Below are 14,850 nucleotides of genomic sequence, written 5' to 3'. Positions count from 1 at the left end.
ACACAGTCCACATTCTTGTCTCCGCGCACTGACTTGCCGGCGCCGCAGTCGGGACCACGATGAAAGACACTCCCGAGTCCGTGTGGAGCGGCGCAGAGCGAGAAATCCACCCAACGCGGCAAGGAGGGAAAGGCTCACGATCGTACGGATGTCGGATAGGTAGGAGGTGACGCCTCACCGTGCAACGCCGAACAGTCACGACGACAGGACAACGTCCCCGCGAGCGTTGATCCGTTGGGATGTTCAGCGCCGGCTCACGCCGCAGGCGCCGTTGGTGCGATCGACCGTCGTGTCTGAGCTGTTCCTCAACGCCATCGAGGAGCAGCTGCTGAGCGGAGGCGCAGTTGAAATAGGCAGTACGCGGTTGCCGCAGCATCACCTGCCCGTGGACCCTGCGAAGCCAACTGCCCAGATGTCCACGAAACTAGTTCGCTGCGCATCCAAACGACCTTCAGCAGTTGAATCAAAGTAGGACATAGATACACTTTTATGGCGCTTCACGAGAGGTATGCATGGTCATCAGGAAGCAGTTCACGACGCAGGCACGTAGCGGGAACTCGATGCCGCCAACGCCTCCGACGATGAGGGTAATGCATTCATATGACCCTACTTCGACCGGTATCGAGTCAGGCAGGGCGGTGTGGCTGTGAGTGAACCACTTCATCCCCCGGGCGAAACTCCTCCTGTGGAGGGTTCAACGGCTGAGGCGCACGAGGAACGACCCGATGGCGGAATCTGGGAACATCCGCGCGCATGGCTGGCCTTGATCGTGATCGGCTGTGTTCTCGTAGCGGGATTCTTCTTGGTGCGCGTGATCACGATGTGAGGTCGATCCCCGACTCAACAAGTTCCGGCTTCGTCGCTGTTCGGTTATCGACGCCCCGGTCAAGAGTCGGGCTCAGCGGCGCCCGTCGTCCTCGTCGGCTCAAGCGTCGTAGCAAGCGCAGGGGTCCAGCAGCTGGGACGCGCACGGGCGCGGCGCAAGCTGGGCGTCATCCTTGCCTCGTTGGTCGGCTCCTCAACCTGTCCGATGGGGCATGTCTGTTGTGGATGGCGCACCCCATCGAGCCAGTCCCCGTAGGACGGCGCTGCGGCCTCGGTCCGGGACGGTCCAGAGGGTCTGCCCCTGGACGCCCCAGCGTTGAAGCAGAGCATTGGCGGCAAGAAATCCGCTCGTAGCTGCGCGTTCCATGAGCGCCACGGGCAGGTCGGTACGGGTGAGATCACCGGCGACCATCAGGCCCGGATCGGAGGTGCGAACGGTCGGACGGTTGGTGTATCCGCCGACTGGGAACAGCGGACAGTCGGAGCGCCATTCGTGCCGAGCATCAACGACTTTCGCGTTGCGCGTCTCGGGGAAAACGGCGTGCAGCTGTTCCAGGAGGCTATCTTCTTCGGCTTCCCGGTCTGCGTTCTCTGGGCGCGCGTAGGCGTGCAGTTCGACTACAGAGCCACCGGTTTGAGCCGTCCATCGCGCCGCTTGGCCCTCCCAGTGCTCCAGCACGCTGACGTTGTCGAGAGTTCCATAGCCACTGGTGCCCAGGAAGCCTGGCCGGTGGCGGGCGACGGGCAGGTCCAGCCAGAGTCGAGAGACCAGGAAGGGAGGGGCGTTGCGCAGCCCGGAGATCTGCTGGCGCCACTCGGCATCGGCCAGTTCTGGAGAGTGTTGCACAACGGACCGTAGCCCGGCCGTATCCATAGCCAGCACGACAGTGTCGTATCGCCGCTCCTCGTTGGAGGTGGCGACGAGGAAACCACCGTCTGCGGTGGGCAGGACTGTCTCTACCGCCGTGGCGGTGCGCAGGTCGACATGATGACGGGTCAGGTAGTCAGCGAGCGGATTCCAGAGGGCGTCGGGGAAGGGTTCGTCGGGCACGTCAAAAAGCAGGCCCTCGGCGGATCCGAGGAAGTAGATGTGGAACATCAGCACCATCTCAGCTGCCGAGAGATGCCGCGGGTCCGCGAAGAAGCTACGGGAAAACACCTCGAAGGCGAGATGATGCGCAGCTTCGGGAAAGCGGACTGACTGGAGAAAGTCGTAGGCGCTGACGGCGTCGAGACGCTCGTACACATCGGGGACGCGAACGTCGAGGAGGGGCAGGGCAGCACGGGGGTTCATGCGGAGCAGATCATGAACGCCGAAGGTCGGACTCTGGGCGACGAAGCCCAGAGCGCTCCAGGGCGGGGTTCGTGGAATCCTGCGAAAACTGTCCTGGAGTCCCGTGCTGTGACGCAAAGGGTAGTCGGCCAGAGCTGTCAGATGCTCCAGTCCCGGATCGGTCCGCCGCAGGAGTCCCCGTAGGTTGTAGTACTGACGGAAGAAGGCGTGGAAGCCACGGCTCATCGTTACGGTGGTGCCATCGTGCAGAGCGGTGGGCCAGCCGGCAAGACGCCCGCCGAGAGTCGGCTCGCGCTCGTAGAGCGTAACGCGGACACCTCGCTCGGCCAGTGCTGTTGCTGCGGCCAGGCCCGCGATGCCGCCTCCGACGACGGCTGTCGTCGGAGGCAGGTCCTCGCGAACCCTGGGTGCGCCGGGCGGCGGGAGAAGCATGCGAGCGCGTCGGTCTCTGCCGCGCCGTGCGACCTCTCGTCGCTTGGGGGCCCTCACCGGGCACCGCCTACATAGCCGGTCGAGCGCCTGGCAACGATGGTGTGGGTGATGCCGGTCTGCCATCCCGGTAGTGGAAGGACACGGACACGGTCGAAACCGGAGGATCGCACGCGCGCGGCGAATTCGTCTGCGGTGTCGAATTCCACGACGCTGCGCCACAGGTGCCGGTACAGCTTGCCGTCACCCAGGGCGGTGGCCGCGGGCAGAACAATGGCGCCGCACACCGCCGTCCACACCGCTCGGTGAATGGTGCTTCCGCTGAGGGTGTAGTCGTGCACGGCCAGGCGTCCGTGGGGGGTGAGCAGGTCTTGCACGGTGGCGAGCACGGTGTTGGGGTCGGCCGCGTTACGGAAGAGGTATGCGGCGAAGACTGCGTCGAAGGGGCCTTCGACACCTGCTTCCGTCAGGCGTTCTGCCGGCGCGTGGACGAGGGAGACGTTGTCGGGCCAGGTTTTCTGGGCAGCTCGCTGGAGCATGCCGATTGAGGCGTCCACTGCGGTGATCTGGGCGTCGGGGAGTTGCTGGAGAAGGGCGGCGGTGGAGGCGCCGGTGCCGCAGCCCAGGTCCAGGACGCGCATATTGCGTCCGCCGTCGGGCAGGCCGAGGCGGCGCGCCGATCGGCGGAGGTGGGCGTGGTAGCCGGGGTTGGCGGCTACCAGCGTGTCGTAGCTGCGAGCGGCGTGGTCGAACGCGGTGGCTAGGTCCGCGTCGCGCAGCAGGGTCATACGGGTCTCCTCAACTGGATACGGTGGCAGCCGCGACGAGTTACGGTCCGGGGAAGGATCGGCGGGGCAGGTGGGTGAGCTCGGCGGCGGAGCGGAGCATGGGCAGGACCGGGGTGCGGAAGCCGACGCCGAGATCCTCGGTCAGTCGCGTACGTCCGTCGAGAAAGCGCAGCAGTCTCTCCATGGGCACCTGAGTGAAGAGATGCGCGAAAAAGGCGGCCCCGTCGACGCGACCGCTTGCAAGTGCCCGGAGCATCACAGCGTCCATGGCGCGGGATCGCGCAGAGTGGGCGGGGGGTGGAAGTGGAGTGCGGCCCCTGGCAAGGGCATCAGCGACGGCCGCGGTCTGGCGCTGAATGGCGGCGAAGGTGTATCCGGTCGATGGCCTGGTCGCTCCTCCCGCTGCGCCGATGCGGAAGACCGAGGGTGCCGTCTGACGGGCGAACACACCGTCGGTCATGGGGATGACGCCTGTCTCGGTTGAGACGATCTGGAGGTTGCTGAAGCCGAGAATGTCCTTCGTGTAGTGGTGCAGGGCGGCTTCGTACTCGTGGCGTGAGAGGGTTTGGGCGGAGAACTCGGTGTACTCCACGAGGGCATGGTGGCGGCCGGTGGGCAGGATGTAGCCGAAGGACAGGCCACGTGGCGGCTGCGGGGTGCGGAAATCCATGAGGTCGACGACATCGGGTTGCGAGATCGGCTGTTCGGTGTGGACGAACCAGCCATGGAAGTGCTGGAGCAGGGTGGTGCGGGCCGCGGGAAGGCTGCCGAGAGGGCGCGAGTCGAAGACCCAGCGGGCCCGGAGGGTCTCGGGATAGCCCTCGGCGGTGCGCGTGTGAAGGTGGACACCGTTGGAGATGCCCTCGATTGCTTCAACGCTCGCCTCGATGCGGCAGATCGTGGAACTTTGAGCAAGGTAGTGGTCGATGAATGCCTCGAAGTTGTCGGACGCAATCATCTTGTAGCGCAGGGGCGCGATGTTGTCTTCGATCTTCTGCCCGATCGGGGTGTGGACCCGAAGGTGCTGCCAGGCAGCAGTGACGGCTGCATCGAAACGTCCGCGGCCGCGCTCCCAGAAGCACCAGGTACGCCGCGGGGGTCTCAGAGGTCCGGGCGGGGCGCTGATCAGCAGCACGGAAGGCCGGTGCGTCCCGGTCGCGGGGTATGCCAAGCGGTGGGCCAGGGAGAGTCCGGCGGCTCCCGCGCCCACGATGGCAACGTCCGCTTCAAGCACCAACATCCCCTCCTAGCGCGCCGTGATGACACGCTTGTGAAGCATTCCAGCTCGTGTGCTCTTACGGATGCAGGCCCAAACGTCGACACGCGGGTCCGCGCAGATGATGCGAGACGGGTCCCGGGCGTTGATGACTGAAATACTTCGGGTGCAGGAAGCGGCGACAGGGATAGATGCGGGCGGGTGCTCGAGAGGCGGCCGGCCCTGCGCCTATGCCTCGCTCCCACTCTGCGACCCTTGCGCACGGCGTAGCACACTGTGACTGCCAGCGGCCTCAGGTATGTGATGACAACAGGTCGGGTTTCCGCTGGACAAAACGCCTGCGCTTTTCTCGGTGCCGCGTTACAGCCGGTCAGGTTCGGCGGGCGGGTTGAGGAGCCTGGCTGCCGCAGGTCGATGGTCTCGTTGCGCGCTCCGCCTGGACCTCGGCTCGAATCGCTTCCCAGACATGGGGCGGTGGGCTGGGGAAAAGCTCGCTGATGTCGGCGTGACGTCCAGCTGTCATCACGCGTTCGAACTCGGTGAGCTGCTCGTGGCATTGCCGGCAGGCGGACAGGTGGAGGACTTGCTCAAGGATCCTGGTGCCATCAGGGCCGTCCAGGGCGCAGGCCGCGAGCTCCTCCGGGGGCAGGTGAGAGGTCATCCGGTATGCGGTCACGGCTCGGCCCTCCTGCTTCTTGGCGACGTCGCCAACCTGTGGTGCTGCTCGGCGACTGGTGCCAGGACGGGTCGGGAAGCCGCAGTCGTAGGTGCGTCACTTACTGCCTACTTGGGCGCATGAGCCCCGATTGGATGCATAGGGGTGGATGGAGGGGCACGGCGGAACGACTTTTGAAGGCCTCCCCGGAGATCAAACATCGCACCGATGATGCAGCGAATTACTTTTAGTGACCATAACTGCTGTCTTCCTGCAGGCAGCGGCTGAGCCGCTGCAGACCACGTCGAGCATGGCTCTTTACCGTGCCCAGGGGCCACCCAGTAAGCTGCGCGATCTGTGGCTGCGTCAGGTCGTCGTAAAACGCAAGGCCCAGCACGCGGCGTTGCGCGGCAGGAAGTTTCGTCAGTTCGTGGCCGATCAGAACGCGGTCGAGTACGGCTTCTGGCTGGGCGTTTTGTCCGCCGGCATCGAGGGACATCATGCCCCCGGCAGCTGCGGCGATTTCGGTGCGCCGGGTCCTGGCGCTGAGAGCGTCGGCAATCTTGCGGCGGGTGATCCCGACCAGCCAGGCGCCCATAGCACCACGCTCGGGCACGAACTTCTCGCGCCCCCGCCATGCTGCGATGAAGACCACCTGGGTGACATCCTCGGCCTCCCGGGGATCGCCCAGAGAACGCCGCGCCAAGGTGTACACCAGCGGGCTCCAGCGATGGTAGGCGGCAGCCAGGCAGTCTTCGTCGCCAGCGACCAGGCCTGCGGCAAGATCCTCATCGCTGAGTGACTCTTCGGCTGGCGCCCACAGCGGAAGATTTTCGAGAGTCTGCTCGGTGCTGTGCCGTGTCGTCATGATGACAGCTCCTCGACGGGTCTTGACGTCTCCTGCGCCAGCGGCCACAACAAGCCGGGTCATCCCGGGGATTCCAGGTGGCCGTCGCTCAGAGCGACTGTTTCTCCGATCATGCGGAGCAGTGCATTGAATCGACAACCTGCATTGACTCTGCATCGATAAGCGACCTCGGCTGGTGCAGCCCGCGGCGCACCAAGTGCCACCAACCAAGTCAAGATCGTTCGCGTTCCGTCAGATGGCGCATCCGGCTCAGTCCCGGCCGGGGAATGCGTATCGACACGGCCACAACCGATCTCGACGAGAGGATCAGGGATGCGCCCCACCAAGGCGAAGGACTACCCCGCGGCCGGGGCGCCGTGCGGCCCGCCCTCCGCCTCCCCGCAGGCTTCCGTCTCGGCGGAGGAAACGCAGGCGAGCACATCTCCAGAGTCTTCCCAGCAGCCACTGCAAGACAGCCGGCGCGCCTGCTCCCCCGCAGACCCGGCCAGCGTGCACGCCATCGATGCCGACGTCCCCGCGGCCGTTGGCCGTGTCCTTGGACAGATCCTGTCCGAGCGTACGGCGCAAGCCGCGACGCTCGACCCGGCATTCGCGAGCGATCTCGCCGATCGCGTCGCGCGTTTCACCTTGGAGGGCGGCAAGCGCACCCGCTCGCAGCTGGTGTGGTGGGCTCTGCGAGCCTGCGGCGGCACAGCGCGGCAGGCTGAGGCAGCCCTGCACATCGGTGCCGCCCTCGAGATCATTCAAACGTGTGCCCTGGTCCACGACGACGTGATGGACGCCTCCCAACTGCGCCGCGGACGGCCTTCCTTGCACGCGGACGTCCAGGCCCAGTACGCGGGCCCGGCCACGATCGAGCAGGTCGCACGCTTCGGTGAAGCAACTGCGATCCTCGCCGGAGATCTCGCTCTGGCCTGGGCCGACGATGTTCTCACCGAGACCGATCTGACCCCGGACATCCGCAATCAGGTGCGCGACCTGTGGAGGGCCATGCGTACGGAGATGGTCGCCGGCCAATATCTCGACCTCCACGGTCAGATCACGTCATCGCGTTCACTGGCCCGCGCGATCCGTGCCGCCTGTCTCAAGAGCGCCGTCTACACCGTGGAGCGGCCGCTTGCCCTCGGCGCCGCACTGGCCGGAGCAGACACTGCCACCACCACCGCCCTGTGCTCTGCCGGCCGATGCTTCGGCATTGCCTTCCAACTCCGCGACGATCTCCACGACGTCTTCGGCAGTCCCCAGCACACCGGCAAGCCTTCGGGCGGCGACATACGCTCGGGCAAGCCCACCTACCTCATGGCGGTGGCGCAGGCGCGCGCCGAGGCTGTCGACGACCGCCATGCCCTCACGGTGCTGAAGAGCTCTCTCGGCTGTGCAGAGCTGACCGAGGCAGGCCTCACGGCGGTCAGGCGCGTCCTGGTCACCACTGGCGCGCAAAAGACGGTTGAGTCAAAGATCGACCGGCTTGTCGCACAGGGCATGCGTCACTTCGACTCGGTACTGCTCGAGCCCGTGGGCAACCGACGCCTTCGTGCACTACTCCTCCACGCCGCCGGGGTGCTCCCGGCCCCCTCCTCATCCTCACGCCCGTCCGAAGCCGAAGACGGCCTGTCAGTGCCGCTGCTGCTCGCCGCTGCGGGCGAAGGGAAAACCCGATGATCCAACGAAGCATTCCTGGGCGCACCGACCACATCGTCGTAGTCGGTGCCGGGCTCGCAGGACTGGCGACCTCACTGCACCTCCTCGGCTCCGGACGCCGGGTCACCGTGATCGAGCGTGACCCGCTGCCCGGCGGCCGTGCCGGCCGCATCAACCGTGGCGGCTACCACTTCGACACCGGCCCGACCGTGCTGACCATGCCCGATCTCGCCGACGAGGCCTTCTCCGCCGTCGGCGACAGCCTGCGGGCACGTGTCGACCTCATCGCGCTCCATCCGGCCTATCGGGCCCGCTTCGCAGACGGCAGCAGTCTCGATGTGCACACCGACGCCGACGCCATGGAAGCGGAGATCGAGCGTTTCGCCGGTGCGAGCGAGGCAGCGGGCTACCGGCGTCTGCGTGGCTGGCTCGAGCAGCTGTACCAAGTGCAAATGCGCCGCTTCATCGACGCCAACTTCGACTCGCCTCTCCAACTACTGACCCCCGATCTTGCGAGGCTCGCCGCACTGGGAGGCTTCAGCAGACTGGACGCGCGCATCGGCCGGTACTTGGATGACGAACGTTTGCGCCGTGTCTTCTCTTTCCAGTCCCTCTACGCAGGCGTACCGCCGGCCCGCGCTCTGGCCGCCTACGCCGTCATCGCCTACATGGATACCGTCGCCGGTGTGTACTTTCCTCGCGGCGGCATGCACGCCCTGCCCCAGGCCATGGCCGACACCGCGGTACAGGCCGGCGCGGACCTGCGCTTGGGACAGGAGGTGACCCGGCTCGAGCGCTCCGGGAACCGCGTGACCGCAGTCGTGACGAGCGAGGACCGTATCGCCTGCGACGCAGTCGTCCTCACACCCGACCTGCCCATTGCCTACCGGCTCCTGGGCCGCGCGCCCAGCCGTCCTGTGCGTATCAAGAACGCGCCGTCGGCTGTCGTCCTGCACGCGGGCACCGACCGGACCTGGCCCGGCCTGGCTCACCACACACTCTCCTTCGGCGCAGCGTGGCGCCAAACCTTCGACGAACTAACCCGTACCGGCGAGTTGATGAGCGACCCGTCGCTACTCATCACCCGCCCCACAGCCACCGACCCAACACTCGCCCCCACAGGCCGCCACCTGCACTACATCCTCGCGCCTTGCCCGAACACGGCCATCGGCCCCAACGCCGTCGAATGGAGCGACCTCGCGCCGCGCTACCGCGAGAGCCTTCTCAAGGAGCTGGAGCAGCGCGGTCTCGACGGTATCGGCTCAGCCATTGAGGAAGAGTGCCTCGTCACTCCTGCCGACTGGCAGGCGCAGGGGCATGCAGCGGGCACCCCCTTCTCGGCGGCTCACACCTTCGCGCAGACCGGTCCGTTCCGCCCGCGCAACCTGGTCCGAGGCACCGAAAACGCGGTGCTCGCCGGCTGCGGCACCACACCCGGTGTGGGCGTGCCGACCGTTCTGGTGTCCGGCAAGCTCGCCGCGGCCCGTATCACCGGGCAAGCCACCCCCAGCCCAGGCCGTGCGCGCAGGACCAGGGCCATCTCCGAAGGGACGCCCTCATGACCGACCGCGAACTCGACGCGGCGGGCATCACCACTCCAGCCCTGCGCGCCGCCTACGCACACTGCCGCCGGCTCAATGCGCAGCACGGAAAGACCTACTTCCTCGCCACCCGGCTCTTGCCGATCGAACGCCGCCCGGCCGTCCATGCTCTCTACGGCTTCGCCCGGTGGGCCGACGACCTCGTGGACTCGCTGGATCCGACAGTCACCACGGACCAGCGCACGGCAGACCTAAAGCGCCTGCAGTCAGACATGGAGCGAGCTCTGAAGAACGCCGAAAGCACTGAACCGGTCGTGCTCGCGCTCGCCGACACCTCACGCCGGTATCGCATCGACCAACAGCACTTCAGCGACTTCATGAACGCCATGCGCGACGACTTGCACGTCACCGACTACCCAACCTACGAGGACCTCAGGGCATACATGCACGGCTCTGCAGCAGTCATCGGACTGCAGATGCTGCCCGTCCTTGGCACGGTCGTCCCTCGCCAGGAGGCCGAACCGTACGCGGCAGCCCTGGGCGTAGCCTTCCAACTGACCAACTTCCTGCGGGACGTGGGCGAGGACCTGGACCGAGGCCGTGTGTACCTGCCGGCAGACTTGCTGAAGGAACACCGTGTCGACCGAGAGCTGCTCTACTGGAGCAGGAGCACCGGTCGCCGCGACACGCACATCACCAAGGCTTTGATGGCATTCGCGGACCTTACCCGCGACGTCTACCGGGAAGCAGCCCCGGGACTTGCCATGATCGACCCGGTGTCCCGCCCCTGCATCCGCACCGCCTACGTCCTGTACGGCGGCATCCTGGACGCCGTGGCCGACGACGGATACGCAGTGGTACATCGCCGCGCAGTGGTCCCTCGCAGACGCCGCGCCGCTGTTGCCCTGGACGGCATCGCCCGGGTCATGGCAGCCCGAGCTGCATCACGGTCCGGCAGACGACACGATGCCCCGAGAACCTCGACCCTCCACCGGTGGCCGACCACGTCTTCCCCGCAGGCACCGTCCAAACAAGGCCGCGAGGAGGTCGCATGAATACCGGTCGTTTCCCCTCGCGCGCGCGCTTCCCCCTGACGCTGCGCAAGCGTCCAGTGGCCTGGGAGCATCAGCGTCCCACATGGCGTGAGGCCCGGCCCTCACTGATTGCACAAGCACTGAAGCAGGCCCAGGCACGCCCGTCGGGCAACTGGTACGTCGTCGGCGCCACCCAGGATGTAGTGGACAACCGGCTGGTCGCACGGAACATCGCCGGCCAGGAGGTGGTCGTATGGCGCGACACCGAAGGCCGCATCGTCGCCGGTCCCGGCTCCTGCCCGCACCTGGGAGCGCCACTCCGCGACAGCCCCGTGCGATGTGGCACGCTCGTGTGCCACTGGCACGGACTCGCCTTGAACGGCACGCCCTTCGCAGGCTGGGAGCCTTTCCCTGCACACGATGACGGGGTGCTGGTGTGGGTACGACTGGACGGCATCGGGGGTGAACCGCCCCTGGACGCTCCTGTAGTGCCGATCAGGCCGACCCTCTCCGGCGCGCTCTCGGCCGTCTACTCAGCCGTGGGAACCTGCGAACCGGAGGACATCGTCGCAAACCGGCTGGACCCGTGGCACGGTGCCTGGTTCCACCCCTACTCCTTCGTCGACCTGGCGGTCGTGGACGTCACCGATACCGGCACATCGAATGGTGATGGTCAAGACGGCTTCGCCGTCGACGTCTCCTTCAAGCTGGCAGGACGACTCGTCGTGCCCGTACGCGCGGTTTTCACCGCCCCCGAGCCGCGAACGGTCGTCATGCATATCACTCAGGGCGAGGGCCAGGGATCCGTTGTCGAGACGCATGCCACCCCCCTGGAACCTGACGAACGCGGTAGGCCCCGATCGGCAGTCATCGAGGCGATCATAGCCACCTCAGACCGTCGCGGGTTCACAGCGGCACGCGCTCTCGCCCCATTGCTGCGACCACTCATGCGGACCACAGCGGGAAGATTGTGGCGCGACGATCTGTCGTACGCCGAGCGTCGCTGGCAACTCCGCTTCACCGGCCGCTTTCCGGGATAAATCCCTAGCACCGCAACAACACTTTCGGCCCCTCGAACCGCGTGAGTGGTGAAGCCCGACTCACAGTGCAGCTTGCCTCCCGTACCCGGAGAAATCACACCGTTTGCCGCACAGGCGTATGCGTTGGAAACCGCCCGGCAGCTCATCCGGCAAGGAGCCGGCGAGCGGCATCAATGGCCGGTTCCGGGCCAGTGCCAGGCTGTATGGGAAAACCACCATGCACAAAATCCTGTGACAATCAGGGCAGAGAACCCAAGAAAGGACAAAAGGCTGCACGCGACGACTACCTGCTTGACTTGTTGGACACGTGCTGACAAGCCGCATTGACGGATGCGGCGATCATCGTGCTCAAGAGGTCGAGCCTCGCGCGGCTGATTCGGATCGGACACACCCCGATGTTCATCCAGATTCAGCGACGCTGCATTCCCAGCAGGAGCACGGGACTCTCGCTTGTGCGGCAGGAAAGGCGGGCCTGTAGCATGGCGCGGCCTGGGGCGGCGGGTGTGGGCGAAGCCGATCGACGTGCGGTAGTAGACCTGTACGAGACCGCGGCAACCAGCAGGGCGCCCTCCTCATCGTGGGCCCGGTCCATGAGCAGCTCCCGGTCATCGAGCGCAGGCCGAGCACGGTCTCCTCCAGGCGTGCGCGGAGTTCCTCACCGGCGCGCCACATCCGCCGGCGCGCGTCGGAGCCGTAGGTGCTGGCGAGGGTGATCCCGGCGCGTGCGGCGGGATCGACAGGCACGGCCGCGGTGAACGCCAGTCGCGGCCGGCAGTCGATCCCGGTGCCGACGTTCCCGTCCTCGGCGCCGACGCCGGGGCGCCAGCAGCCGCCTCTCCACCACCCCGTCCGCGATCTGCCCCCGGCCTGCCGCGCAGTACCGGAAACGCCACTCTGGTCGCTACGCGGAATCGATTACGTTACGGTGGTGCCACAGGCCATAGGCCGCGCAGACACCAAGCGTTGATCCACCTACCAGCAGCTGCTCCCCGGCCGCGCGGCAATGGATTCGTACTCACTTGGATGCCTGCACGCTGTGCAGCCCGCACGGCACCCCAGACGCGTCCACGGCGGCAACTCCAGGAGCGGCCAACGCCGCCGTGGACGCACTCTCCGCGCCGACCATTGCACGCGGCCTGTCGCGTGCGCTGCCGCTCCCCATCTCCGGCCGAGAGTGGCGAGGACGACCATCGGCTTCCAGCGCCACGCCACGTGCTCCCGGCTGCCCCAAAGGTCGTGTGGGACTCGACGCGACCATCCTGTCTATGAAATGTCGGTGCAATTCTCGTCAGTCTGCTGAGTCTGCGCAGTGCCCGGCACGTACTTCTCTTCGGCCGCCCACATCAGGTAACAAGAGCTCGGCCGCGAGCCGACGGGCAGGAGAAGCAGTGAAGCGTTCGAGCAATGTGATGGGAACACTCTTCGTGGGCGGCGCTCTGGCACTGACACTGGGCGCCCTCGTCTATCCAGCGATGCTCGGCATCAGCACGACATCCGCCTCGACCGACCGAATCATCGCCAACACGCAATGGGGCCCGCTCACAGAGGGCGAGCGGGACTTCGTGGTCAAGGTGCGTGCGGCAGGTCTATGGGAACACCCTCTGGGCCTGATCGGTTTGCAGAAGGGGCAGAGCAAGGCGGTCAGGATCGCAAGCCAGCACCTCGTGGACGGACATGCAGCTCTTGACGTCAGTTGCCGCAAGATTGCGCCGCTGTTGAACATCACGCTGCCCAACGTGGCAAGCCCTCAGCAGCAAGGTTTCGTCAGCCAGTTGAAGGCGGAGTCGGGGCGGCAGTTCGACACGGACTTCGCCAACATCCTGCGCATGACGCATGGTTCCATTTTCAACGCCATCGCGAAGGTACGCTCAACCACCAAGAACACCCTGGTCCGTGCGCTTGCCGATCAGGCGAACAACACCGTACTGGACCACATCACGGTGATGGAGAAGACCGGCCTCGTCGACTTCGACACCACGGTATTCAATCAGACCACTCCACCCAAGCTCCCTAAGTCGGACATGACGCCGCCTCCGCCAGTTCCCGGTCAGCCACAGGTCGTCCTCAACCCGCCTCCCAACCCGACCTCCACAGCACTGGACCTGAGCGCCGCATTGAACGGCTCCCAGGCCAACGCGGGTTAATACGCATGAGGGCCCGCCTCCAACTCGAATGGCAGGCGGGCCCCTCCTACGTGCTGTGGACCGGTGTCGCCTGGCGTGACGTCCCCTCAGTGACCGTGGGCTGCTCTGGGGTGACGGCCTGGCGCAGACTGCGGGACTGGACCGGGGCGGCGTCTGGCCTCCCCTGCTGACCAAGTTGCGTCTCGCTGACCTGCTGGACCTGGACGACTGCGCCGTGGACGGCTCGCACATCCGGGCTCTAAAGGGGAGATCACGTCGGTCCCTCACCTGTCGACCGGGCCCGCCCCGGCTCCAAGCACCACTTGATCATCGACCGTCACGGAACCCGCTCGCTGTCACGCTCACAGGCAGCAACCGGCACGATGTGATCCAGGCACGCAGGCGCGGCCACGTGTGGAGGCGGGCACAGAACGGCCGGACCGCTGAACGGGAGCGCCCACCCGGCGTCGCGGATGCCGTGACCGTAGCGCAGATGCGACCGGGCACGATTGCAGGAGAGTTCACCGACCAGCACTTGGATCTTGTCCGTGCTCGCCGTCGACAGGAGAGTTGTGAACACGCGCGTGTACTGGTCAGGAGTTCGGGAGCGCGTGATCGCGGTGGAGGGAGCCGAGCGTCGAGCCTCGCCTAGGTGGAAGCACAGTTCGGTGTCGCGCTTCCCGACGAGTACGACACATTCCTGACCGAGGTCGGGGCCGGCTGCCCCGGACCGGCACTTGAGCTCACGTCGTTGCGCCGAATCGACGCGAAGTGGGGACGGGTCTGGGACAACGACGAGGAGGGCCGTTCGTCGAGACGGCGGACTGGACCGACCAGGAGGTAGCAACCCTTCGTGCCGCCGGGTACGAAACCGCCACCCGTGACCAGGACGACGACTATCTGGGCGGCTACCGCAAGTCCTTCGGCGACGCCGACGAGGATGTCTGGTTTCCTGGAACGAGTGCGGGGCGCGATCCCCATCAGCAACAACGGATGCGGGATGAGTGGCTGGCTCATCGTCGTCGCCCCATACGCCGTGGAGCGAGCGTGGTTCCCGAAGCGCGCAACTGAACGAACGGCCTGGGCGCCAGGGGCCGTGTTTGCTCGGCTCTGCCTGGGTCGACAGCAGACGGGATGGGAGCTTCCCCCGCACACCACACTCGGCCGGCACCCGCGAACGGCGTCCCCTCTTGGCCAGGACCCGCCCAGCGGGCAGGTCGAACCACTCGGCGACGTGCTGGAGCAGGTCTGTGCAGCACAAGGAACGGCCAAGACCCGGCGGTGGGCTCGGCGACCGGTCTGCCCGTGACTGATGAGACATCAACAAACCTGCGTGGACGTCGCGTTGACGATGCACTCGGTCAGGGAGGCGCGATTCGGAAGGCATACCGCAGTG

At 66.3% G+C, this 14,850-nt stretch carries 11 protein-coding genes and 1 pseudogene; 8 read left to right on the top strand and 4 right to left on the bottom strand.

Going from position 1 to position 14,850, the window contains the following annotated elements; translation table 11 throughout:
• Nucleotides 1–640: 640 nt before the first annotated feature.
• Nucleotides 641–826, top strand: a complete 186-nt coding sequence (locus ACFYYF_RS35265; protein ID WP_388782069.1) for a DUF6480 family protein — start codon at nucleotides 641–643, stop codon at nucleotides 824–826.
• Between the two features lie 192 nt (nucleotides 827–1,018).
• On the opposite strand, the gene ACFYYF_RS35260 is transcribed toward ACFYYF_RS35265, so the two are convergent.
• The 4 genes from ACFYYF_RS35260 to ACFYYF_RS35245 form a co-directional block, all read right to left on the bottom strand.
• The gene (locus ACFYYF_RS35260; protein ID WP_388782066.1) at nucleotides 1,019–2,551 is read right to left on the bottom strand and encodes an FAD-dependent oxidoreductase; all 1,533 of its coding nucleotides are present in this window, start codon (nucleotides 2,549–2,551) and stop codon (nucleotides 1,019–1,021) included.
• 53 nt (nucleotides 2,552–2,604) lie between these two features.
• Complete coding sequence (locus ACFYYF_RS35255) at nucleotides 2,605–3,336, bottom strand: class I SAM-dependent methyltransferase (RefSeq protein WP_388782063.1); 732 nt, start codon at nucleotides 3,334–3,336, stop codon at nucleotides 2,605–2,607.
• Nucleotides 3,337–3,376: 40 nt separating this feature from the next.
• Nucleotides 3,377–4,570, bottom strand: a complete 1,194-nt coding sequence (locus ACFYYF_RS35250) for a lycopene cyclase family protein (RefSeq protein ID WP_388782060.1) — start codon at nucleotides 4,568–4,570, stop codon at nucleotides 3,377–3,379.
• Nucleotides 4,571–5,454: 884 nt separating this feature from the next.
• Entirely contained in the window at nucleotides 5,455–6,075 is a 621-nt protein-coding gene (locus tag ACFYYF_RS35245) for an RNA polymerase sigma factor (RefSeq protein ID WP_388782057.1), read from the bottom strand.
• 312 nt (nucleotides 6,076–6,387) lie between these two features.
• Here ACFYYF_RS35245 and ACFYYF_RS35240 point away from each other — a divergent pair, with 312 nt between their 5' ends.
• The 7 genes and pseudogenes from ACFYYF_RS35240 (at nucleotide 6,388) to ACFYYF_RS35210 (ending at nucleotide 14,525) form a co-directional block, all read left to right on the top strand.
• The gene (locus tag ACFYYF_RS35240) at nucleotides 6,388–7,737 is read left to right on the top strand and encodes a polyprenyl synthetase family protein (RefSeq protein WP_388782054.1); all 1,350 of its coding nucleotides are present in this window, start codon (nucleotides 6,388–6,390) and stop codon (nucleotides 7,735–7,737) included.
• Nucleotides 7,734–9,278, top strand: coding sequence for a phytoene desaturase (locus tag ACFYYF_RS35235; protein ID WP_388782051.1), 1,545 nt, complete (start codon nucleotides 7,734–7,736; stop codon nucleotides 9,276–9,278). The genes ACFYYF_RS35240 and ACFYYF_RS35235 overlap by 4 nt, the downstream gene beginning before the upstream one ends.
• The gene (locus tag ACFYYF_RS35230; RefSeq protein WP_388782048.1) at nucleotides 9,275–10,312 is read left to right on the top strand and encodes a phytoene/squalene synthase family protein; all 1,038 of its coding nucleotides are present in this window, start codon (nucleotides 9,275–9,277) and stop codon (nucleotides 10,310–10,312) included. Before ACFYYF_RS35235 ends, ACFYYF_RS35230 begins: the two co-directional genes overlap by 4 nt.
• The gene (locus ACFYYF_RS35225) at nucleotides 10,309–11,331 is read left to right on the top strand and encodes a DUF5914 domain-containing protein (RefSeq protein WP_388782045.1); all 1,023 of its coding nucleotides are present in this window, start codon (nucleotides 10,309–10,311) and stop codon (nucleotides 11,329–11,331) included. Before ACFYYF_RS35230 ends, ACFYYF_RS35225 begins: the two co-directional genes overlap by 4 nt.
• A gap of 1,409 nt (nucleotides 11,332–12,740) precedes the next feature.
• The gene (locus tag ACFYYF_RS35220; protein ID WP_388782220.1) at nucleotides 12,741–13,475 is read left to right on the top strand and encodes a DUF4142 domain-containing protein; all 735 of its coding nucleotides are present in this window, start codon (nucleotides 12,741–12,743) and stop codon (nucleotides 13,473–13,475) included.
• Nucleotides 13,433–13,848: pseudogene (locus tag ACFYYF_RS35215) on the top strand (IS5/IS1182 family transposase); the annotation flags it as partial. The gene ACFYYF_RS35220 and the pseudogene ACFYYF_RS35215, both read left to right, overlap by 43 nt.
• 377 nt (nucleotides 13,849–14,225) lie before the next feature.
• Complete coding sequence (locus tag ACFYYF_RS35210) at nucleotides 14,226–14,525, top strand: hypothetical protein (protein ID WP_388782042.1); 300 nt, start codon at nucleotides 14,226–14,228, stop codon at nucleotides 14,523–14,525.
• The last annotated feature ends 325 nt before the right edge of the window (nucleotides 14,526–14,850 follow it).

Origin of the sequence: Streptomyces sp. NPDC001914 (assembly GCF_042891215.1) — a bacterium.
In the GTDB taxonomy this organism is placed as follows: Bacteria; Actinomycetota; Actinomycetes; order Streptomycetales; family Streptomycetaceae; genus Streptomyces.
This window is presented reverse-complemented; position numbering and strand designations above follow the sequence as displayed.